This window comes from Pseudomonas sp. 5P_5.1_Bac1 (genome assembly GCF_025466015.1).
Classification (GTDB): Bacteria; Pseudomonadota; Gammaproteobacteria; order Pseudomonadales; family Pseudomonadaceae; genus Aquipseudomonas.
This window is the reverse complement of the sequence record NZ_JANLNX010000117.1, coordinates 250,291-270,914: the sequence shown is the minus strand read 5'-3', so window position 1 is coordinate 270,914 and position 20,624 is coordinate 250,291. Positions and strand designations below refer to the sequence as shown.

The window sequence follows — 20,624 nt, the reverse complement described above, 5'->3', positions numbered from 1 at the left end:
TCCTCTGCGCCTCCCGCCATGACGCAAGGACCGACATGCAGATCCTCTTCTACGAGACCGACAAGCCCTACGGTTGCTTCTCGAATTTCTCCCGGCATCCCATCACCCTCGACGGCATCCTCTGGCCAACAACGGAACATTATTTCCAGGCCTGCAAGTTCACCGAGCAGGTCGATATCGATGCCGTGCGCGAGGCAAAGACACCTTTCCTCGCCGCACAGATCGGCCGCGAGCGGCATCGCTCGTTCCGCAGCGACTGGGATCAGGCCCGCGATCCGGTGATGCTGGAAGCCCTGCGCGCCAAGTTCACCCAGCATGCCGACCTGCGCGCAACGCTACTGGGTACCGGGGATGCGGAACTGGTGGAACACACCAAAAACGACCGGTACTGGGCGGATGGAGGCGATGGCAGCGGGAAGAACATGCTCGGCAAGTTGCTGGAGCAGGTTCGGGCCGAGCTGAACCAGACCCATTGATACCAGATGACGCATCCCCTGTGAGAGCCCACTCCCACAGGGTTTTGTGCCAGCCTGAGACGCTTTAGTAAATCCCGCGATAGATCGCTGCCACCTCCTCCACCGTCATATCCCGCGGATTGCTGTCGATCAAGCGCTTCAACCCCCCGACCACATCCTGCGCCATGCCCGGGATCGAGGCTTCATCGATCCCCAGTTTCGACAACCTCGTCTCCAGCCCGCTATCGCGCACCAGATCCTCGATCGCCCGGACGAACGCCTCCGCCGCTTCCGTCTCGCCGGCAAACACTTCACCCGGCAACAGATGCCCCGCCAACTCGGCATACAGCCGCTGCGCCGCGCTCAGGTTGAAGCGGATCATCGGCGCCATCACCAGTGCATTGGCATGCCCATGGGGAATGTGGAAACGCGCCCCCAACGGATAGGCCAAGCCGTGAATCGCCGCCACCGAGGCATTGACGAAGGCCATGCCGGCCATCAGCGACCCCTGCAGCATCGCTTCCCGCGCCGCGACGTCGCTGCCGTCGGCCAGCACCTTGCGCAGGTTGCCGCCGAGCAGGCGCAGTGCGGTGGTGGCCAGGCCGTCGGAAATGGGGTTCTTGCGGGTGCGGCTGGTATAGGCCTCGATGGCATGCACCATGGCATCCAGCCCCGTCGCCGCGGTGACCTGGGCCGGCAGGCCGAGGGTCAGTTGCGGGTCGAGCACGGCCACGTCGGGCATCAGTTGCGCCGAGTACACCGCCTGTTTGCGCTGTTGGGCATCGGTGATGACCGACACCCAGGTCACTTCCGATCCGGTCCCCGCCGTGGTCGGCATCAGCACCAACGGCAGGCGCTGGCCGCGGGCCTTGTCGGTGCCGTAGAGGTCGGCCAGCGGCTGGTCGCTGTTGATCAGCAACGCCACCAGCTTGGCCGCGTCCAGCGAACTGCCGCCGCCAAGACCAAGCACGCCATCGGCCTCGAAGACGCGGCCCTGGCTGACGGCCTGTTCGACCACTGCGGCGGGCGGGTCAGCCACCACCTGGTCGAACACCGCGACGGTGCAGCCCGCCGCTTCCAGCGCGGTCCGGGCCTGGTCGGCGAAGCCGAGCTTGACGATGCCGGGGTCGCACACCAGCAGCACGCGACGGGCTGCAAGGCCGGCGAAGACCTCGCCGATACCCTGCAAGGCACCCGCCGCGCAGACGATACGCGGAACACTTCTGAATTCGTGGTTCATGGCGATTTCCTCACAGCACCGAGGCGTAGATGGCGCGGGCGTCTTCCCGGCTGACCGGGCGCGGGTTGTTGATCAGCAGACGCTCGACCTTCATGGCGTCGTCGCTCAGACGGTCGAGGTCCGCCTCGGTCACGCCCACTTCGGCCAGGCGCTGAGCGAACGGCATGCGTTGCACCAGTGCGGTCATGAAGCCGATAAAGGCCTCGCAGGCCTGCGCCGGCGTGTCGAAACGCTGGCCGGGCAGCACGGTCGCGGCCAGTTCCGCGTACAGCGCTTCCGCGAAGCCGCGGTTGAAATTCAGCACCGGCACCAGCACCAGCGCATTGCTCAAGCCATGGGGCACATGGAAATGCCCGCCCAGCGGATAGGCCAGCGCGTGCACCGCCGCCACCGGCGCATTGGCGAACGCCATGCCGGCCAGCATCGAGCCCAGCAACATGTCCGAGCGCGCCTGCAGATCGCCCGGCTCGGCCAGCACCCGATCAAGGTTGCCGCCCAACAGGCGCAGGGCCTGCAAGGCCAGGCCGTCGGACAGCACGTTTTTCTTGTGCTTGCTGGTGTAGGCCTCGATGGCGTGGACCATGGCGTCGACGCCGGTCATGGCGCTCACCGCCGCCGGCAGGCCAACGGTCAGGCGGGCATCGAGCAAGGCGATGTCCGGGTAGAGCAAGGCGCTGACCACGCCTTTCTTCTCGTGGCTGGGGGTGGTGACGATGGCCACGGCGGTGACTTCCGAGCCGGTGCCGGCGGTGGTCGGCACCTGGATCAGCGGCAGGCGCGGGCCCTTGGCCAGGTTGATGCCGTAGATGTCCGTCAGCGCCTGGTCGCGGCCACAGAGCAGGGCCACCAGCTTGGCGGTGTCCAGCGAACTGCCGCCGCCCAGGCCGATCACCGCCTGGGCCCGGCAGTCGCGCCCCGCCGCCACCGCGTCGAGCACCGACGCCTCGGGCGGGTCGGCCTGGACGTCGCTGTACAGGGTCACTTCAACGCCGGCTTCGCGCAGCGCACGCATCGGCGCCTCCAGCAGGCCGGCGCGTTGCAGGCCGGGGTCGCTGACCAGCAGCACGCGTTCGGCACCGAGTTCGCGGCACAGCGCGCCGAGGCGCAAGGCGCCATCGACTTCGCAGATCACCCGTGGCGTGGTTTCAAAGGTAAAGGTCGACATGGCTTTTTATCCTGCTCGCACGCTGCCGCGCTCGATGCGGTAGAGCGCATCGACGAGGTCAGCGGAATGGGTGTCATCGGATTCGGAGATCAGCACGCACAGGCCTTCCTGTCCGAGCTGGGCGATCACTTCGCTGAGGCGCCGCGACAGCACCGGCGCCACGCCCTCGAACGGCTCGTCGAGGATCAGCAGGCGGTTGCCCGGCATCAGCGCCCGGGCCAGGGCCACCAGTTTCTGCTGGCCGCCGGACAACTGCATGGCGCGGCGATCGCGGAACTGGGCAATTTCCGGGATCAGGCCGTAGACCCACTCCAGGCGCTCGGCACTGCCCGGCAGCTTGTTGGCCCACACCGGCAGCAGGATGTTTTCTTCCACGGTCAGCGCCGGGATCAGCCGGCGATCTTCCGGCAGGTAGCTGATGCCCGCCGCCGCGCGCTGGTGCCCGGGCTGGGCGCAGAGGTCGTTGCCGGCGAAGTGGATCGAGCCGGAGGTGGCGTCGAGCAGGCCCATCAGGGTGCGGATCAGCGTGGTCTTGCCAGCGCCGTTGTGGCCGATCAGGCCGACCATTTGCCCGGCACCGACGTCCAGCGAGACGTCGTGCAGGATCGGCACCGATTCGATGGCGACGTTGAGGTTGCGAATTTCCAGGCTCATGCGGTTGCCCCCTTGTGTGCCCGCTGGCCGCCGGTGACCAGTTCCTGGACCCGGGCGTTGGCCAATACCGTTTGCGGCGGGCCGTCGGCCAGCACTTCGCCGCTGTAGAACGCGAGGATCCGCGACACGTAGCGGCGCACCACGTCCATGTCGTGCTCGACGAACAGCACGGTGACCTGATGCCGCGACACCACCTGCATCACGGTGTCCATCAACTGGGTCTTTTCCTCGGCGCTGACGCCGCTGGTGGGTTCGTCGAGCAAGAGCATCTGCGGGTCGCCGATCAGCGCCATGGCGATATCGATCAGCTTGCGCACGCCTTGCGGCACCGCGGTGACCTTGCTGTCGCGCCAGGCGAGGATGCTGAACTCGTTGAGAATCGCCTCGGCGCGGGCGATCCGCGCGTCATTGCGCAGCGGTCGCAGCAGCGACGGGAACGGCGATTCGGCGGCGGCCAGGGCGATCAGCAGGTTGTCCAGCACGGTCAGTTCGGGGAACAACTGAGCGACCTGGAACGAGCGGGCCATGCCGGCGCGGGTGATCGCCCGCGGCGTGCGGCCGATGATCGACTGACCGTTGAAGAGGATTTCGCCGCGGCTCGGCTTGAGGTAGCCGGTGACCATGTTGATGAAGGTGGTCTTGCCGGCACCGTTGGAACCGATCACGCCCACCACTTCGCCCTTGCTGATGCTGACGTTGACGTCCTTGGCGGCGGTGACCGCGCCAAATTCCTTGTACAGCCCACGGGTTTCGAGAATGCAGCTCATGCCTTGGCCTCCACTGCCTTGGCCCGACGGGCCTGACCACTGAACAGGCTCCACAAGCCCTTGGGTAGGAACACGATGATCGCCAGCAAAGTGATGCCGAGGATCATCTGCCAGCTATGCGGCACCAGCTCGATGGCGTAGGTGCGCACCACGGCGAACAGCACCGCGGCGATGATCGGCGCCGCCACGTGGGCCGTGCCGCCGAGCAAGGCGATGAAGACAAACTCGCCGGAGGTGATCCAGTAAGCCATTTCCGGGTCGATATGCCCGGCGGCCAGGGCCATGAAACCGCCGCCCAGCGCCGATACCCCGCCGGCGGCGACGTAGTTCATGTACAGCACCCAGCGCGGCGACTGGCCGAGGTACTCGACCCGCACTTCGTTCTCGCGGATCGCCTCGCACATCGCCCCGGCGCTGCTGCGGCCGTAGCGGTGCAGCAACACCGCGAGCACGGCGGACACGGCAACGATGATGACGAACAATGCCAGCGGCGCCTGCCCCGCCGCCGGGCTCCAGCCGAACAGGGTCCAGGCCTTGACGTTGAAGCCGTCGGTGCTGCCCAGGGCCGGGCTTTTCACCAGCATGCCGTAGAGGATCATCGAGAACGCCAGCGACAGCATGGCGAAGAAGATCTCGCGGTAGCGGGTCATCAGCAGGCCGAGGATCATCGCCAGCGCCACCGCGGCGGCGACGCCGATCAGCAGCAGGGTCGGCAGGTCACTGAGGTTGAGGAAATGCCCGCTCATGCCCACGGCGTAGCCACCGATGCAGAAATACAGGCCTTGGCCGAAGGTCACCAGGCCGGCGCGCATCTGCATCACCACGCCTTGCACCACCATCGACTTGGCCAGCGCCATGGTCAGCAGGAACACCAGCCATTGCGGGGCGATCAGGCCTCCCGCGGCAAGCACGGCGGCGACGCCGAGCAGAATCAGTTCGGTTTTATCCAGGCGCATCAGATTTTCCTCGCAAGCACGCGGCCGAACAGCCCCTGCGGACGCACCGCGAGGACCAGCGCCATCACGCCATAGATCACGAAAAGTTCGAATTGCGGCGCGTAGTGCACCGCCGCGGCACGGCTCAAGCCCACCAGCAAGGCGCCGAGGGCGGCCCCTTCGATGCTGCCCATGCCGCCAATCACCACCACGGCGAAGGCCAGCACGATGATTTCCACGCCGATGCCGGGGGCGACGGAAATCGCCGGGGCGGTCAGCGCGCCGGCCAGGGTGCCGAGCACCGTGCCGAGCACGAACACCAGGGTGAACACCCGGCGCACGTTGACGCCCATGGCCAGGGCCACTTCGCGGTCATGGATCACCGCGCGCAGCACCTTGCCCTGGTGGGTGCGCTCCAGCCACAGCCACAGGCCCAGGCCGAGCACCAGCGAAACGCCCACCAGCATCAGGTCGTAGTTGGAGACTTTCAGCCCGGCCAGCACGCTGCGGCCCATTTCCGCGTAAGGCTGGTAGGCGAAGTACGGGTTGACGCCCCAGATCATTTTCATGGCGTCTTCGAGGATCAGCAGCAAGGCGTAGGTAATGATCACCATCAGCACTTCGTCGCGGCCATACATGAAACGCAGCAGGCCACGCTCGATCAGCAGGCCGACCACCAGTCCGGCGGCCAGCGCGCAGCCGAGCATCATCAGGTAGCCGACCCAGACCGGTCCGACCCCGTTGTTGAAATACCAGCCCACCAGCGAGGCGGCGGCATAGGCGCCGATCGCATAGAAACTGCCATGGGCCATGTTCAGGATGCGCATGACACCGTAGATGACGGTGAGCCCCGCCGCGACCAGAAACAGCCACGAGGCATAGATGGCGCCGTCGATCAGCACCGCGTAAAGACTCAGCATAAGTGTGTCCCAGGCAAGAGTGGCGGCCAGGACCGGCCGCCACGATCAGTCAGGTGTGGGCAATGCGATCAGTTGCACTGCGCGCCAGGGAAACCGGCCTTGATCCAGTCATGGGCGGTGGTGCCGTCAGGCGGGGTCACGCACTCGCCGGAGAAGGCGATGACGTTTTGCACGCTGCCTTTCTTGGCGGCCGCATCGTAGTGGTACTCACCGTAGGCGATGCCCTGCATGGCTTGGTGACCACCGGCGCGAGCCATCTGCACGGTGCCGGAGACCGATTCAAACGTGGCGCCCTTGAACGCCTTGGCGATTTCCAGTGGCGCCGGCACCTTGCCGGCCTCGGCCTTGGCGTTTTCGGCGGCGAATTTCAGGCCGAGGATGGCCTGGGCCATCTTGCTTGCCGGATAGGTCGGCGCTGCTTTGTAGGCCGACTGATAGGCCTCGGTGAACCAGTTGTTCAGCGGGTTTTCCGGGGCGAAGGCGCCGAACGGGCCACGGCCGCCGATGATCATGCCGTTGGGGGCCTGGTCCTTGTAGCGGGCCAGGGCCGACTCGCCGCAGGTCAGCACCGCGGTGGCGTCTTCCAGCAGGCCGCGGGAGTTGGCCTGGAGCACCAGGGCCTCCATGTCGCCGCCCCAGAAGCTGGAGTGGATGATTTCCGGACGCTTGACCGACAGCGCCGAGATTTCCGCGCCGTACTGGCCCTGGAACACCTTGGGCATCTGCGATTCGACCACCTGGCTCTTCGGCATGACCTGGGCCATGGACAAGGTGAAGTCGTTCCAGCTGTCCTGGCCCCAGGCGTAGTTCTGCTGGATGCCGCCGACGCGCACGGCGTCCGGACGGGTCTTGGCCAGGTAACGGGCGGCGCCGATGTTGTCGACGGCGGCGTCAAGGCTGGTGCGGAAGACGAATTGCGGGGTCTTGTCTTCGCTGAACAGTTGCGAGGTGCCGCAATCGTAGAACACGGTCATCGCGCCCAGCTCTTCGGCCACCGGCGCAATCGCCAGGCAGTCGCCGGACGAGATGTAGCCGACCACCGCATCGACCTTCTGCCGCTGCACCAGGTTGCGGAATTCTTCCACCTGCTTGGCGGCACCACCGGCCTCATCGATCATCACGATTTCGATCTCGGCGCCATTGATGCCCAGCTTGTCGTAGGGCGCGGGCAGCTTGCCCTGGTTGAGGCCTTCCACCAGCACTTTGGCGGCGTTGGCCGACGGCTCGCCGAACGGACCAGCAGCCGGGCCGGAGAGGAAGGTCACCACGCCGATACGGAACTTGCCGTTCTCGGCGGCAACAGTTGCGCCAGTGAAGGCAGTGGCCATCCCCGCTGCGGCGATCGCCAAAGCCAGGGGCAGTGCTTTACGGTGTTGCGGGACGCTTTTCTTATAGTTGTTCATGGTCATTTCCATTACGGGTTTACAGGTCTAGGGGGCATGCCCCTGGGGATTACGGGTGTTCTGGGCTTGCCGGCGCATGCGCACGGCCGGGTCGGGCAGCAGGTCCTGGGCGGAATACACCGACCATTCGCCGAGCATCAGTTGCGCCGGCGGGTAATCGTCGTTGCGCACCGGCGTGCCGATGGCCTGGGTCTGCAGAATCTGGTGGGTCAGCGGGTCGATGCGCGAAACAAAGCCCGGTGGGTCCTCCGGCAAGGCGATTTCCAGCCCTTCGAGGGCATTGACCAGCGATTCGGTGTCGGTGGCGCCGCCGGCCTTTTTGCTGGCCTCGGCCAGCACCATCACGCCGGTGTAGGCGCCTTCGGCGGCGTAGGTCGGGTAGCGCCCGGTCAGGGTGTGGAAGCGCTCGACGAACGACTGGTTGCGCGGCGTCTGCGGCCAGTTGTTGTGGTGCCGCGCGGAGAGGATCAGCCCCGGCGGCGCCTTGTCGCCGAGGGCGACGAGAAAGTCGTAGTTGCCGCCGGTATCGAAGTTGGCCAGGCGCGAGCGCTCGAACAGCCGCGTGCCGGCGGCCTGCTTGACGAAGGCGTGGAAATCGCCGCCCCACAGGGCCGAGACGATGATGTCGGGCTTGGCCTGCTCCAGCGCGGCGATATAGGCCGAGTAGTCCGGCTCGTAGAGGCGCGGCCAGAGTTCGGTGACGTCCTCGAACCGCACGCCAAGCTGGCGCAGCGCTTCGTGCAGGTCGTCCCGCGAGACATGGCCGTATTCGTAGTCGGGGCCGATGAACGCCAGGCGCTTCCAGCCGGTTTTCGCCTGCAGCGCCTTGAGGTAATGGGCGCCGGCGGCCATGGACGTCCAGGTGTCATTGGTGACGCGGAAGTAGTAGCGGTGGCCGTTTTCCAGGGTCATGCGCGACGAGGCGTGGTCGGTGCCGATCATCAGCACCTTCTCTTCGCGGGCCAGTTGGCTCACCGCGATCGCCACCCCGGACGAGACCATGCCGCACAGCACCTGCACACCGTCCTTGCGGATGAACGCGCGGGCCAGGCTGGTGCCGTAGGAGGCTTTGGACTGGTCGTCGTCGATGATCACCCGCATCCGCGGCACCTGCTGCCCGGCTTCGCGCTGGGCCTGCAACTCGCCCAAGGCGACCTGGATGCCGGCGATGCTGTCCTGGCCGTAGATCGCCGCCCGCTCGGTCATCGGGTACAGGCAGCCGAGGGTCAGGTCGGCTTGCGCGGCGGCCGCGCCCAACTCGACGCGACCCGCCTGGGCATTGCCGGCATGGGCAAGCAGCAGGCCGCTCAGGGCGATAACGGTGGGCAGGTGGGAAAACGGCAGTTGCATAGAATCCCTTTTGGGGCGTTCGTCGACGCCCTCTTGTCGGTTTACGGAATGGGTTATCGCAAAGGCTGTGCCAGCCTTCGCGCGAACGCGCATGAGAAACCGCGAAAGCGCTCTGGAACAAGGCTTTTCGCGGTGTTGTGTGACGTATTCGATACGCCGCGGCGGGGTTTGCCACGGCGCTGAGCGGGAGAGGTTGAGCGGCTTGCGCTCAGTGCGCGCGAGCGCTTGAGCGGTTAGCGCTCATCGGGCACTACAGGCCCAGGCGCTGCAAACGGCGCTTGAGCGCATGCCGGGAAATCCCCAGCAGGTCGGCGGCCAGGCCCTTGTGGCCGGCGCTGCGGCTGAGGGCATCGTTGACCAGTTCACGCTCGGCGCGCTCGAGCTGATCGTCCAGCGCCGACAGCGAGGTGGGCGCAGGCTCGCTCGAATGCAGGTGCGCGGGAAGCTGGACGGCGCTGATCGCCTGGCCCGGCAGCAGAATGGTCAGGCGCTCGATCAGGTTCTTCAGTTCACGCACATTGCCCGGCCAGCGATGGCGTACCAGCGCGGCGGCGGCATCGGCCTGCAGTTCGATGGGCGCGGCCTTTTCCTCCTGGGCCTGGCGCGCGGCGAAGTGCCGGGCCAGCAGCAGGATGTCGTCGCCGCGCTCGCGCAGCGCCGGGATGTCGATGGTGATGACGTTGAGGCGGTAGAACAGGTCTTCGCGGAAACGGCCTTGGCGCACATCGTCGGCCAGGTCGCGGTTGGTCGCCGCCACCACGCGCACATCGGCGCTGCTGGCCTGGCTGGCACCGACAGCGCGGTAGCTGCCGTTCTCCAGAAAGTGCAGCAGCTTGGCCTGTAGGGCCAGCGGCAGCTCGCCGATCTCGTCGAGAAACAGCGTGCCATTGTGGGCCTGGGTGACCAGACCGACGCGTTTCTGATGGGCGCCGGTGTATGAGCCCTTCTCCGAGCCGAACAGTTCGGCTTCGATCAGTTGCTCCGGCAGCGCCGCGCAGTTGACCTCGATGAACGGGTGCGCGGCTCGCGCGCTGTTGGCGTGCAGCGCCTGGGCCACCAGGGTTTTGCCGGTGCCGGACTCGCCCAGCAGCAGGATTCGCGTGGCCGAGCTATTGGCGATCCGTTGCACCGCCGCTTGCAGGCCGCGCATCGCCGGGCTCTGCCCGAGCAAGGCGCCCTGCTCCGCGACCGCCACCTCGTCACTGGGCGGCACCGCAAGGGTGTTGTGGATGGTCGCCAGCAGGTCATCCAGCTCGAACGGCTTGGTCAGGTAGTCCGTGGCGCCACCCTTCACCGCCTGCACCGCGGCGCGGGTGTCGCCATGGGCGGAAATCATGATCACCGGCAGGTCCGGGCGGCATTTGCGCAGGCCCTCGAGGGTGGCGATGCCGTCCATCCCCGGCAGGCCCAGGTCGAGCAGGACGATATCGACGTCCACCGTGCTGTCGGCCAGCAACTCCAGCGCCGCCTCGCCGCTGTAGACCGCGCGGGGCAGCATGCCTTCGCCGCGCAGGGCGTAGCTCAGGGAGCGCACCAGCGCCTCTTCGTCATCGACGATCAGTACATGTATTTCAGACATCGGTCGCTCACTTCAGATAAGTCACTGCGGGCGTGGGGAAATCCAGGGTCACCACAGTGCCCTCGCCCGGGTTGCTCGCGAGCTCCATTCGCGATGCGTTGGCTTCCAGCAGTTGTTGGCAGATGCTCAGACCCAGCCCGGTGCCGCGGGCTTTCAGGGTGAAAAACGGTTGGCGCACCTGTTGCAGCGCGGCTTCGGGAATGCCGCAGCCTTGATCCACCACGGTCACGCAGACCCGCTCGCCCCAGGCCTGGCCGTCGATGGCCACGCCCTGCCCCGGCGCGCTGGCTTCCACGGCGTTGAGGCAGAGATTGAGCAAAATCTGCTGGGCCTGGTCCGGATCGACCCACAGCCGCAGGCCGGTTTTACAGGTGGCGGAAAAGGCGATGCCCTTGACGTCGGCCGCGGGCGCGATCAACCGCGCCGTGCGCTCGAACAGCACGGCCAGGTCCACCACCTGCGGGTTGGCCGGGTGTGGCCGGCCATATTCGAGCAGGTCGCTGGTGACGTGGGACAGCCGATCGATTTCCTGGCAGAGGTCGCTCAGCAACAAGCGCCGCTCGGGTTCTTGTTCGCGGCGCAGCAACGCCTGCACGGTGGTCTTCATGGTCGCCAGCGGGTTGCGCACCTCATGGGCGACGCCGGTGGCGAAGGTGCCGAGCACCGCGAGGTTTTCCGAGCGCACAGTGCGCTCCATGACATCGGCCAGACGCCCGGCCATGACATTGAAGGCCCGCGTCACCCGGCCGATTTCGTCGTTGTGGGTCTGCTCCGGCAGGCGATAACCGAGGTCACCCGAGGACAGTTGATGCGCGCCGTCCACCAGCGTGCCGACCCGCGCGCGCAACTGCCGCGACAGGGTGAAGAACACGATCAGGATGAAACCGATAAAGCCGACCGCCGCCAGGTACAGCCACCAGCGGGCGTCGTCCAGCGGCTTGAGCACGGCGTCGGGCTGCACGCTGAACACCACCTGCCAGCCGGGCAGGATCACCGGGCCTTCGCGCCAGTCGGCGGGGGCCTCGACCTGACGCCCGGTGGCATCGATAAAGGCGCCGCCGGGCACCCGCAGCAGCGGCGTGACCACCCCGCCCAGGCCGGAACTGACCAACAGCTCGGTGACCGAGGCCAGGCGCAGGTGCAGGCCGATGCGCACGCGGTGATCGGTACGGCCATTGCGAATGGTCTTGCGGATCAGCAGCCAGCCCGAGCGCCCAGCCTGGGGCGTTACCGGACCGATCACCTCGATGTCGCCGACCATTTGCCGTGGCAGGCCGTCGAGCGACCAGCCCTCGCGGCCCCAGTACGGCGCGCCCGAGGCGGCCTGCCCGGGCATGACCTTGAGCAGGCGCTCGTTCTCGTCGAAAAACAGCACGCCGTAGAGAAACGGCAGCTCGCCCTCGAGCTTGAGCAAGGCGTCGACATCGCCGGCCGGGTGCGCCTGGTCGGCGATGAAGTCCGGCATGTTGGGGTGATTCGACAGGGCCGAGAGCTGGTAGAAACGGTCGTCGAGAAACGACGACAGCCGGTTCGCCGTGGACAGCGCCTGGGCATCGAGACGTTCGCCGGTCAGGCGGTTGAGCAGGTCCTTGGCGAGTTGCTCATAGAGCACGGCCAGGGCGATCAGCGCGACGCTCATCACCACGATGGACAACAAGGTATAGCGCGCCACCAGGCTGCGCCGCGGGCGAGCAAGCCGTCGCCAAAAGGCGCTGGCGGGGAATTCGATATCCATGGGATTTGTAATTGTTTTTCATGTGATGGCGGGGAGGATAAGGAGCGCGGGTCGGGGTTGTCCATTGATTCAGAGACAAAGCGCCCACCCTGCTGAACTGTTGATGTGTTGCTCCAACAGCAACACCGCACTGCTTGCGTGGCAGCAATCGCCAACCGCCTCCGGCCTGAACACCGCGCCACGCCGGCCTTTGCGCCACATGGCGCGAAACCTGCTCTGACCCGTCGATTGGACAGTCAAAAGGCCCCCTCATGAGTTACGACAACGCCCCCTTCTCTCGCCGTCGGTTTATCGGCAACAGCCTCGCGCTCGGCGGCCTGGCCCTCGGTGGCAGCCTGCTCGCCGGTTGCGGCGACGATAGCCAGTCCGCCGCCGACGGCCTCAGCAGCAGCGGCCCGCGCCAGGGCGGCCGCCTGCGCCTGGGCATTCTCGACGGCAGCAAAAGCGGCAACCTCGACGCCCACAAGCCGACGGGCAGCGGCATCGTTCGCGGCTTCGCGCTGTACAGCAAACTCTGGGAATGGGACGAGAACATGCTGCCGCGCCTGGCCCTGGCCGAAGAAGCCGAGGTCAGCCCGGACGGCAAGGTCTGGACCTTGCGGTTGCACAAGGACCTGGAATTCCACCACGGCAAGACCATCGATGCCGACGACCTGATCTTCTCGATCCGCCGCCTCACCGACCCGCAACTCGCCTCGCCCTACGCCGCGCTGCTGCACTGGATCGACCGCGACCACCTGGAGAAACTCGACAACCGCACGATCCGCGTGCGCTTCAAGGACGGTGCCGGCTTCGTTCCGCTGCCGGAAACCTGGGTCAATTTCGGCGGCATCGTGCCGGTGGATTACCACCCGGTCAGCAACCCGGTCGGCGCCGGCCCGTACAAGCTGAAAAGCTTCAACCCCGGCCAGCGCTCGCTGTTCACCCGTTTCGAGAACTACTACAAGCCCGGCCGGCCGTATGCCGACGAGCTGGAAATCATCGAGTTCAAGGACCAGACCACCCGCCTGGCGGCCTTGCAGGCCGGGCAGATCGACATGGCCAATGCCCTGGCCAACGAGCACCTGAAAGTGATCGAAAGCGACCCGCGTCTGCAGTTGATCAGTTCGGTCACCGGCAACTGGCTGAGCCTGGACATGAACACGCAGAAAGCGCCGTTCAACGACCCGCGAGTGCGCCAGGCCTTCCGCCTGCTGGCCGACCGCGACGAGCTAGTGAAGCGCGTGCTCAATGGCCAGGGCCGGGTGGCCAACGACCTTTACGCACCAAACGATCCGACCTTCGACCACAGCATCCCGCCGCGCAAACAGGACCTGGAACAGGCCCGGACCCTGCTGCGCGAAGCGGGTCAGGAACAGCTCAAACTGGAACTGGTGGCCGAGCAGAACAACGTCGCCCTCGCCTCCGCGCTGGTCTACGCCGAGCAGGCGCGCCGCGCCGGGGTCGAGATCACCGTGCGCCAGGTCGATAGCGCCACATTCAACGGCCCGCAGCACACCGAGTGGACCTTCAGCACCGGCGGCAGCATCGGCGCGCCATTCCTGACCTGCGCCCTGCATGCGGATGCGCCGGTGTCGGTGGCGAACAAGACTCACTTCGACGACCCGCGCTTCTCCGAGCTGTTCCTCAAGGCGCTGGCCGAACCCGACCTGGAGAAACGCAAACCGCTGGTGCATGAAGCGCAGCGTATCCAGTACGACCATGGCGGCCTGCTGGTGTGGGGCTACGCCAACCTGCTGGATGGCTTCTCGCAACGCGTCGGTGGTGCGGCGGCGGAGAAGACACTGTTTCCGACGTGGCGGTTTGATCAGTTGTGGTTGAAAGGCGGGGTTTGAGTTTCAGGCCCCATCGCTGGCAAGCCACGCGCCGCAAAGCGCGTGGCCCTTCCCCAATCAGAAGTGCGTCGTCACCGACACCCCATACGTCCGCCGATCGCCCCGGGCATCCCAGGCGATATCGAACGGCAGCGGCACGCTGTCGGTCTTGTAGCGCTTGTCGGTGAGGTTGTTGACGTAGGCGCTGACGTCCAGGTCATTACGCCCGCCGAAGTGGTAGGTCAGGCTGGCGTTGCCGAGGGTGTAGCCGCCTTGCGAAACGCTATGGTCTTCCTGCGCGGTCGGCAGGAAGAAGATCCGGCTCTGGTAGCGCCAGCTATTGTCGAGGGTCAGCGCGTCGCCACCTGACAGCGGAATGCGGTAGCTCGCGCCCACCGACAGCGTGCGCGACGGCGAACGGGCGATGCGGTTGCCGGAGTAGTCCGGGCCGCCTTCGGAGGCGAAGTCCTTCAGTTCGGTGTGCAGCAGGCCGAGGGAGCCGCGCACTTGCAGGTTCTGGATCGGCAAGGCCTGCAGCTCGAATTCGGCACCGCGAATCACCCCGCTGCCGCTGTTGGTCAGCAGCGACACCACTTCGCCGTTGCTCACCATGACGTTGTTCACCTGGATATCGGCGTAGTCGTAGTAGAAGACGTTGGCGTTGGCGATCAGGCGTTCGTCGAACCACTCGCTCTTGATCCCCAGTTCGTAGGCATCGACGTTCTCCGGCGCCACCACCGAGGTTTCCGCCTGCACCGTCGCGCCGCCGTTGAAGCCACCGGAACGGAAGCCCTTGGCGTAGCGGAAGTAGACGCGGGCGTTGTCGTTCAACTGGTACTCGGGGGTGAAATCGTAGGTCAGCTTGCTCCAGGTGCGGTTCTCGTCCTGCACGGCCACGGTGGCCAGGTCGCCGGTGTAGTTCTTCCACCAGTGCTCGCTGCTGCCGAAGGCGACGACGTTGGCGCCCGGCGCGGCGACGCGGTGCAGGTCAATGTCCTTGGTTTCGCGGGTCCAGCGCAGGCCGAGGGTCAGGCTCAGGTCGTCGGTGGCCTGCCAGGTGCTGCTGCCGAACAGCGCGTAGCTGGTGGTGGTCTGGTCGAGGTCGGTACGTCCATAGCTGGCCACCCCGAACGGCGCGTTGTAGGCGGTCGGCAGGATGGCGCTGCTGCTGGCGCTGTCCAGGCTTTCGTGGAACAGGTGGGTGCCGACGATCCAGCTCACCGGCTGGTTCTTCGGCGAGGACAGGCGCAATTCCTGCGACACCTGACGCCAGTGGTCGTCGGCATAGGAGCGGCCGAATTCGTAGATGCCCATGTTCGGTCCCTGGGCCTTTTCGTGGACATCGTCCAGGGCGGTGATCGAGTCCAGCGTCAGCTCGCCCAGTTCCCATTGCAGGTTCAGTTGCACACCGTTGTGCTCGACGCGGTCCTCGGCCTTGCCGGTGTACGCCGCTTCATCGTCCTTCAACGATGGCGCCGGACCGAACAGCGTGGTGCCGCCTGGGCCCGCGCCCCAGGCCCGGGTCGGAATGCCCTGGCCTTTGTAGTCGCGGGCGCGTATTTGCAGGGTGGCCTGCAAGGTGTCGCTCAGGCGGGCGAGGATTTGCGCGCGCACCGCCTGGTCGTGAACGTCGCCGTAGGTGTGGTCGTCCACCAGGTTCTTCAGTTGGCCGTCCTTGCTCTGATCGACGAAGGCCACCCGCGCCGCCAGCCGATCCTCCACCAGGGTGCCGCCATAGGCGCCCTCGTAGAGCCGCGAATCGTAGTTGCCGGCGTCCACCTTGAAGTAGCCGTTGCCCTCTTCGAAGGCCGGCTTGCGCGAAACGAAGTTGATCGCCCCGCCGGTGGTGTTCTTGCCCCACAGCGTGCCTTGCGGACCACGCAGAATCTCCACCCGCTCCAGGTCATAGAGCGGACCGCCGGTGGCGATATGCGGGCTGATGTAGGTGTCATCGACATAGATCCCCACCGGGTAGACCGTGGTCGACGCCATATCGCCCGAGCCCATGCCGCGGATGTACCAGCGCGGCCGCTGGTTGCCGGCGAACTCCGGGGCGATGGCGTTGGGCACATCCTGCAGCGCCTTGCCGGCGGTGAAACCGCCACCGGTATTGCGGATGCTGTCGCCGGACACCGCGGACACCGCGGCGGCCACATCCTGCAGCGACTCCTCGCGCTTCTGCGCGGTCACCGTGACCGTGGGCAACGCATCCTGATTCTTCGCCGGAGCGTCTTCGTTTTCAGCGGCCAGCAAACCCTGGACAGGCAACACCGCGGCAGCGATCAACAACGCCAGGCTTTGGCGACGGAACGGAACATTCATGTGGGCAGATCTCTTTTTTCAAGTTGCTGCCCGTATGGCAAGCCCCGTGCCAAACGCTACGCGCCAGGCGGGCCGGGGGTTTCGGCCTGGGTGGTGAAGTTGACTGCTGCGTCAGAGGCAGTGTGCCAGCAGGGTTGTGTTGCCTGGGATGCAAGTTGCCATCATCCTCTTGAGTCCGCGCACGGCACGCCGTTAATCTGCGTGCTGGGCTTCACCGCGATAAAGTCCCCTCCACTCAGCAAGGACGTTCAAATGGGTCAGCTTAATGAAGTACTTCGCGCGTTTAACGGCGATGCGTTTGCAGAGGCACGGGAGCAGGCGGCCACACTGTTTGAGCTAGGCGCGACGCGTGCCGCGCTGATGGAACTTGAACTGAACCAACACCTGAACGCCCTGCTGGCGGGCGGCGACGACAAGCAGACCATTCCCGTGTCGAACATCCTCGACGCGCACTCGGAAGTTCACGCACTGACCGCCTACACCGACCCTGGCCATATCATCGGCACGTTCAAAAACGCCCTGGCCAATTTCGTGCCGGGTGGGCGGGCCGCGGTCATCGATAGCATCAGCATCCTGCTTTCCGGGGTTCTGAAGGCGTCCCTGCAGGATCCCAACACACACACCGAGGGCAAAGCCCTTTACGTGGTGCTGGCAGATGGGCCGTCGCTGGTGAGGCTGGACATCAAGATGTGGTACAGCGATGTGTCGTCGCGCGCGCTGCACAGGGCCGCGGAAAAAATCGTGGTCGTCTCCGCGGTCAAATCGACGATCGACGTCACACGGTTGGAGCTGAACACGTTCCTCAGCGTCTATCAGCGCCAGTTGATGAGCGGCTCGGGAAGTAGGGTTGATCTCACCAGAGAAATCGAAGACATCGCCGCCTTGTTCAGGGCCTTGAAGCGGGCCCACGAAGCGTAGTGGGTGATGCTCGCGATGCAGTTATCGCGAGCAAGCTCGCTCCTACGGGAGGAGACGTGCGTGCAGCCAATCGGCAATCTCGTCCCAAAGCTGCTCCACCCGCGCCACGCCGAACGCCCGCAACCCGGAGTGCACCAACCCTTCCACCACGCGCACTTCGGCCTGCCCGCCCACCTCGCGCAACGCTTCGCCATAGGCGACCCCGTGATCCCGTAGCGGATCGATGCCGGCCACGCCGATGAAGGCCGGGGCCAGTCCGCTGAAGTCGCTGGCTTCCAGCGGCATGGCGCAAGGATCGAGGCGCTGGTGGGCATGCGGCAGGTAGCCCGCCAGCGATTGCTTCAGGCCCGCGACGGTGAGCATCGGCGCCTGGGCGTGTTGGTGCATCGACGGCAGGTGGTCCCGCGCTGTCAGCACCGGGTAGGCCAGCAACTGACCCAGCGGCTGGGGCTGGGCATCGCGACGCAGGGCCAGGCACAGCCCCGCCGCGAGGCTGCCGCCCGCGCTGTCGCCACCGACGATCAGGCGTTCACGACTCAGTTCGGCATCGATCATTCCACGACGCAGCCCGTGCCACGCCGTCAGGCAATCGTCCAGTGGCGCCGGGTAGCAGTGCTCCGGCGCCAGCCGGTAGTCCACGGCGACGATGGCGATCGTCACTCGCGTTGCCAGGGCGTAGGCGAACCAGTCGTGGCTGTCGAGGCTGCCCAGGTCCCAGCCGCCGCCATGCAGGTACAGCAGCGTCGGCCAGCCGCCTTCGGGCACCGCGCCCTCCGGTTTGTAGACCCGCAGGCGCAGGCCATCGAGCGAGTGATCGGCCACCCGCAACCCCGCCGGTTTTTCCGGCGTGCAGGCCCGGCAGGCGCGCAGGAAGGCTGCGCGGCGCGCGTCGATGTCGTCGCTGGCCGGAGCGAAGCGCTGCGCGGCTTCGACGTAGGCGCGGATATCAGGATCAAGCGTGTTCATGGGTTACTCCGGGAAAGCAGTTGCACGCCGCAAGCGCCAGGCCGCCAGTAAAAGCAGCCCGTGTCGCCGCCGCTCTTTACTTGCAACTTGCCGCTTGCAACGTGGAGCTTGCCGCTAGAACAGCGGCAAGGTGTAGGCCAGGATCACCCGGTTTTCATCGCGCCGGCCGGTGGCGTCGCCTTGCAACTGGACGTTGCGCCAGCGCAGGGCGAGGTTTTTCAGCGGGCCGTTCTGCACCACGTAGGTGATGTCGATGTTGCGTTCCCACTCACTGCCGTCCGTGCCGGCGACCTTGAAGTTGTCGCCCTTGACGTAGCGGGCGAAGGCGCTCAGGCCGGGCACGCCGAGGGGCGCGAAGTCGAGGTCGTAGCGGGCCTGCCAGGAACGTTCCTGGGCGCGGTCGAAGCGCAGCACCTGGACGGCGTTGGCCACGGCCGGCAGGTCGGTGTCGTGAATGAAGGGCAAAGCGCTGTCGCCGGCGTTGTACTGGTAGCCAAGGCGGAAGGTCTGCGGGCCGAGGTTGGCGCTGAGCATGCCCGAGGTCATGCGGCTGTCCAGCTTGCCGGCCTTTTCCGCGCCGGACTCGCCGGTGTCGAGGTAGTTGAGGGTGCCGCCGAGGGTCCAGTCACCGAGCTTGCGGCTGTGGGTGACGGTGGCCAGGTTCTGCTGGTAGACGTCTTCCAGGCGCCCGCCCCACAGGCCCGCCGACCACTGCGGGGTGATGCGCCAGGTGCCGCCGAGGTAGTCGAAGCGGTCGCTGAACACGCTGTAGTAGTTGCCGACCTGGATGTCCCGGGCGCCGGCGAACTCCCGCTGGTTGACCTGGCGCATCTGCCCGGCGCTGAGGTCGAGGTTATCGATCTCGCGAACATCGAGCATGGCGCCTTCAAAGAACTGTGGCAGCAGCCGCGCGTCGCCGGAGCTGACCAGCGGGATTTTCGGGAACAGGCCGCCCACTTTCAGTTCGCTCTTCGAGTACTTGAACTTGATGGCGGCGGTGGCTTCGGAAAACTGATCCACCGAACGCGGATCGGCATTGCGCGGGCCACCGGCGCGGTCATAGGCGCCGGGCAGCAGCGCGGAACCGCTGCGCGATGGCGAAGAATCCAGCTTCAGGCCCAGGCCGGCGTAGACGTCAACACCGACGCCAATGGTGCCTTCGGTGTAGCCCGACTCGCCCTTGAGGATAAAGCCCTGCGCCCATTCTTCAATCTTGGACTGGGCCGGCGCGGTGGAGTCGCGCAGGTCGTGGTTGTAGTAGAAGTTGCGCAAGGTCAGGTTGGCCTTGGCGTCGTCGAAGAATGCCGCGTGGGCGCCCAGTGGCGCGAGACCGAGCAGCAGGCTCAGGGGTTTTGCAGTGCGAGCGAAGCCCGCCCCTTTCGAGGTGTCTTTCATTATTTTTGTTCTCGGTTGTGGTGTTGAATCAGGGTTGCGCGGCAGGTCTCAATGGCCTTGCCAGGTAAATGTCAGGGTCGCTTGCAGCGACGCGCCGGGTGCCAGTTCGCGGGTGCCGGTTTCAGCCCAGGTGTCTCGCGGCTGGTTGAAGGCATCGGCCAGGTGCGACACCGGTTCCAGGCACAGGTACGCGGCACCGGCCGGGGCGAAAGCGACGAAGTGGCTGAGTTCAGGCGAGGCCTGGATGCTCAGCCGCCCTTGCGGGTAATTCAGGTCAAGCTGGCCGTCCCAGCGCGACTGGTAATGAGCCCGGGCGTCGCGGTCGGCGGCGGCGATGGTCCAGGTTTTCAGGACGTCTTCGAACGCGCCGGTCGCCAGGTATTCATCGTCGATCCGCCATTCGCGGCCCGTCCGCCAGACGGCGCGCATGCCCGCATGGCGCTGGAAGTATGGGTGCAGGCCAAGCCCGGCGGGCATCGGCGTATCACCGGCGTTGCTCAGGCGCAGCGTGACGGTCAGGCGGTTGCCGTCCAGGGCGAACGCCTGCTCGGCACGAAACGCCCAGGGCCAGTGCTCGCCCTGGTAGTCGCAGCGGATCAGCGCCTGTCCGCCCTCGGCGCTCAGCACGTGCCACGCTTGCGTGTGGCTCACGCCATGCAGGGTGTGCGGCCGCGCCGCCGGGTGCGCCGGCAGCCCGTGCTCGACACCGTTGAACGCCAGCCGTGCATTGCGCAGGCGGTTGGAATACGGCATCAGCGGATAGGCGCCAGCCCGTGGCCAGTCCAGCGGATCGAAGGCGTCGCTGGCGATCGGCAGCAACAGCTCCAGCCCCTCGGCACTCAGCCCGGCGATGCGCCCGCCCCAGGCGGGCAGCAGGCGCAGGTTCCAGATCGAATTGCTCAGTACAACGGCTTGCATGGGACCTCCACTGCCCAAAATCGGGCATGACAAACCCCTGCCGCCACTGAAGCCAGTGGCGGAGGTTGACGATGGAATGAAGCGCCGC

The 20,624-nt window shown here is 66.1% G+C and carries 17 protein-coding genes; 3 read left to right on the top strand and 14 right to left on the bottom strand.

What is annotated here, in order from left to right; genetic code table 11:
• The first annotated feature begins 35 nt into the window (after positions 1–35).
• Positions 36–476 (top strand): NADAR family protein, encoded by a 441-nt coding sequence (locus NTD82_RS28715; RefSeq protein WP_262131174.1) that lies wholly within the window; start codon positions 36–38, stop codon positions 474–476.
• A gap of 64 nt (positions 477–540) precedes the next feature.
• On the opposite strand, the gene NTD82_RS28710 is transcribed toward NTD82_RS28715, so the two are convergent.
• The 10 genes from NTD82_RS28710 to NTD82_RS28665 all read right to left on the bottom strand — a co-directional run bounded on the left by NTD82_RS28710 (position 541) and on the right by NTD82_RS28665 (position 12,203).
• The gene (locus NTD82_RS28710) at positions 541–1,695 is read right to left on the bottom strand and encodes an iron-containing alcohol dehydrogenase (RefSeq protein WP_262131173.1); all 1,155 of its coding nucleotides are present in this window, start codon (positions 1,693–1,695) and stop codon (positions 541–543) included.
• Positions 1,696–1,705: 10 nt separating this feature from the next.
• Positions 1,706–2,860, bottom strand: a complete 1,155-nt coding sequence (locus NTD82_RS28705) for an iron-containing alcohol dehydrogenase (protein WP_262131172.1) — start codon at positions 2,858–2,860, stop codon at positions 1,706–1,708.
• A gap of 6 nt (positions 2,861–2,866) precedes the next feature.
• Positions 2,867–3,514, bottom strand: coding sequence for an ATP-binding cassette domain-containing protein (locus NTD82_RS28700; RefSeq protein WP_095155150.1), 648 nt, complete (start codon positions 3,512–3,514; stop codon positions 2,867–2,869).
• Positions 3,511–4,281: an ABC transporter ATP-binding protein gene (locus tag NTD82_RS28695; RefSeq protein WP_095155151.1), complete on the bottom strand. Its 771-nt coding sequence runs from the start codon at positions 4,279–4,281 to the stop codon at positions 3,511–3,513. Before NTD82_RS28695 ends, NTD82_RS28700 begins: the two co-directional genes overlap by 4 nt.
• Positions 4,278–5,237 (bottom strand): branched-chain amino acid ABC transporter permease, encoded by a 960-nt coding sequence (locus NTD82_RS28690; protein ID WP_262131171.1) that lies wholly within the window; start codon positions 5,235–5,237, stop codon positions 4,278–4,280. Before NTD82_RS28690 ends, NTD82_RS28695 begins: the two co-directional genes overlap by 4 nt.
• Positions 5,237–6,136, bottom strand: coding sequence for a branched-chain amino acid ABC transporter permease (locus tag NTD82_RS28685; RefSeq protein ID WP_095155153.1), 900 nt, complete (start codon positions 6,134–6,136; stop codon positions 5,237–5,239). Before NTD82_RS28685 ends, NTD82_RS28690 begins: the two co-directional genes overlap by 1 nt.
• A gap of 68 nt (positions 6,137–6,204) precedes the next feature.
• A complete protein-coding gene (locus NTD82_RS28680) occupies positions 6,205–7,539 on the bottom strand; it encodes an ABC transporter substrate-binding protein (RefSeq protein WP_095155154.1) in 1,335 nt (444 codons plus the stop codon).
• A gap of 27 nt (positions 7,540–7,566) precedes the next feature.
• Positions 7,567–8,889 carry an ABC transporter substrate-binding protein gene (locus NTD82_RS28675; RefSeq protein WP_262131170.1) on the bottom strand — a complete coding sequence of 441 codons (1,323 nt, stop codon included), beginning with the start codon at positions 8,887–8,889 and terminating at the stop codon, positions 7,567–7,569.
• 250 nt (positions 8,890–9,139) lie between these two features.
• On the bottom strand, positions 9,140–10,468 hold the full coding sequence (locus NTD82_RS28670; protein ID WP_262131169.1) for a sigma-54-dependent transcriptional regulator: 1,329 nt from the start codon (positions 10,466–10,468) through the stop codon (positions 9,140–9,142).
• 7 nt (positions 10,469–10,475) lie between these two features.
• A complete protein-coding gene (locus tag NTD82_RS28665; protein ID WP_262131168.1) occupies positions 10,476–12,203 on the bottom strand; it encodes an ATP-binding protein in 1,728 nt (575 codons plus the stop codon).
• 251 nt (positions 12,204–12,454) lie between these two features.
• Between NTD82_RS28665 and NTD82_RS28660 the strand changes: the two genes are divergently transcribed.
• The gene (locus NTD82_RS28660; protein ID WP_262131167.1) at positions 12,455–14,038 is read left to right on the top strand and encodes an ABC transporter substrate-binding protein; all 1,584 of its coding nucleotides are present in this window, start codon (positions 12,455–12,457) and stop codon (positions 14,036–14,038) included.
• A 57-nt stretch (positions 14,039–14,095) separates the two neighbouring features.
• Here NTD82_RS28660 and NTD82_RS28655 read toward each other — a convergent pair whose 3' ends face one another.
• The gene (locus NTD82_RS28655; RefSeq protein WP_262131166.1) at positions 14,096–16,339 is read right to left on the bottom strand and encodes a TonB-dependent receptor; all 2,244 of its coding nucleotides are present in this window, start codon (positions 16,337–16,339) and stop codon (positions 14,096–14,098) included.
• Positions 16,340–16,591: 252 nt separating this feature from the next.
• Between NTD82_RS28655 and NTD82_RS28650 the strand changes: the two genes are divergently transcribed.
• The gene (locus NTD82_RS28650) at positions 16,592–17,257 is read left to right on the top strand and encodes a hypothetical protein (protein WP_262131165.1); all 666 of its coding nucleotides are present in this window, start codon (positions 16,592–16,594) and stop codon (positions 17,255–17,257) included.
• Positions 17,258–17,299: 42 nt separating this feature from the next.
• Here NTD82_RS28650 and NTD82_RS28645 read toward each other — a convergent pair whose 3' ends face one another.
• The 3 genes from NTD82_RS28645 to NTD82_RS28635 all read right to left on the bottom strand — a co-directional run bounded on the left by NTD82_RS28645 (position 17,300) and on the right by NTD82_RS28635 (position 20,536).
• The gene (locus tag NTD82_RS28645) at positions 17,300–18,223 is read right to left on the bottom strand and encodes an alpha/beta hydrolase (protein ID WP_262131164.1); all 924 of its coding nucleotides are present in this window, start codon (positions 18,221–18,223) and stop codon (positions 17,300–17,302) included.
• A gap of 114 nt (positions 18,224–18,337) precedes the next feature.
• Positions 18,338–19,618, bottom strand: coding sequence for an OprD family porin (locus NTD82_RS28640; RefSeq protein ID WP_262131163.1), 1,281 nt, complete (start codon positions 19,616–19,618; stop codon positions 18,338–18,340).
• 48 nt (positions 19,619–19,666) lie between these two features.
• Positions 19,667–20,536: an aldose 1-epimerase gene (locus tag NTD82_RS28635; protein ID WP_262131162.1), complete on the bottom strand. Its 870-nt coding sequence runs from the start codon at positions 20,534–20,536 to the stop codon at positions 19,667–19,669.
• Positions 20,537–20,624: the final 88 nt, after the last annotated feature.

What these genes read in the sequence shown, in the direction of transcription:
- NTD82_RS28690 (WP_262131171.1), bottom strand. Translation starts at nt 5,237, where the DNA reads ATGCGCCTGGATAAAACCGAACTGATTCTGCTCGGCGTCGCCGCCGTG.
- NTD82_RS28675 (WP_262131170.1), bottom strand. Translation starts at nt 8,889, where the DNA reads ATGCAACTGCCGTTTTCCCACCTGCCCACCGTTATCGCCCTGAGCGGC.
- NTD82_RS28710 (WP_262131173.1), bottom strand. Translation starts at nt 1,695, where the DNA reads ATGAACCACGAATTCAGAAGTGTTCCGCGTATCGTCTGCGCGGCGGGT.
- NTD82_RS28635 (WP_262131162.1), bottom strand. Translation starts at nt 20,536, where the DNA reads ATGCAAGCCGTTGTACTGAGCAATTCGATCTGGAACCTGCGCCTGCTG.
- NTD82_RS28695 (WP_095155151.1), bottom strand. Translation starts at nt 4,281, where the DNA reads ATGAGCTGCATTCTCGAAACCCGTGGGCTGTACAAGGAATTTGGCGCG.
- NTD82_RS28700 (WP_095155150.1), bottom strand. Translation starts at nt 3,514, where the DNA reads ATGAGCCTGGAAATTCGCAACCTCAACGTCGCCATCGAATCGGTGCCG.
- NTD82_RS28655 (WP_262131166.1), bottom strand. Translation starts at nt 16,339, where the DNA reads ATGAATGTTCCGTTCCGTCGCCAAAGCCTGGCGTTGTTGATCGCTGCC.
- NTD82_RS28685 (WP_095155153.1), bottom strand. Translation starts at nt 6,136, where the DNA reads ATGCTGAGTCTTTACGCGGTGCTGATCGACGGCGCCATCTATGCCTCG.
- NTD82_RS28650 (WP_262131165.1), top strand. Translation starts at nt 16,592, where the DNA reads ATGGGTCAGCTTAATGAAGTACTTCGCGCGTTTAACGGCGATGCGTTT.
- NTD82_RS28705 (WP_262131172.1), bottom strand. Translation starts at nt 2,860, where the DNA reads ATGTCGACCTTTACCTTTGAAACCACGCCACGGGTGATCTGCGAAGTC.
- NTD82_RS28645 (WP_262131164.1), bottom strand. Translation starts at nt 18,223, where the DNA reads ATGAACACGCTTGATCCTGATATCCGCGCCTACGTCGAAGCCGCGCAG.
- NTD82_RS28670 (WP_262131169.1), bottom strand. Translation starts at nt 10,468, where the DNA reads ATGTCTGAAATACATGTACTGATCGTCGATGACGAAGAGGCGCTGGTG.
- NTD82_RS28715 (WP_262131174.1), top strand. Translation starts at nt 36, where the DNA reads ATGCAGATCCTCTTCTACGAGACCGACAAGCCCTACGGTTGCTTCTCG.
- NTD82_RS28660 (WP_262131167.1), top strand. Translation starts at nt 12,455, where the DNA reads ATGAGTTACGACAACGCCCCCTTCTCTCGCCGTCGGTTTATCGGCAAC.
- NTD82_RS28680 (WP_095155154.1), bottom strand. Translation starts at nt 7,539, where the DNA reads ATGAACAACTATAAGAAAAGCGTCCCGCAACACCGTAAAGCACTGCCC.
- NTD82_RS28665 (WP_262131168.1), bottom strand. Translation starts at nt 12,203, where the DNA reads ATGGATATCGAATTCCCCGCCAGCGCCTTTTGGCGACGGCTTGCTCGC.
- NTD82_RS28640 (WP_262131163.1), bottom strand. Translation starts at nt 19,618, where the DNA reads ATGAAAGACACCTCGAAAGGGGCGGGCTTCGCTCGCACTGCAAAACCC.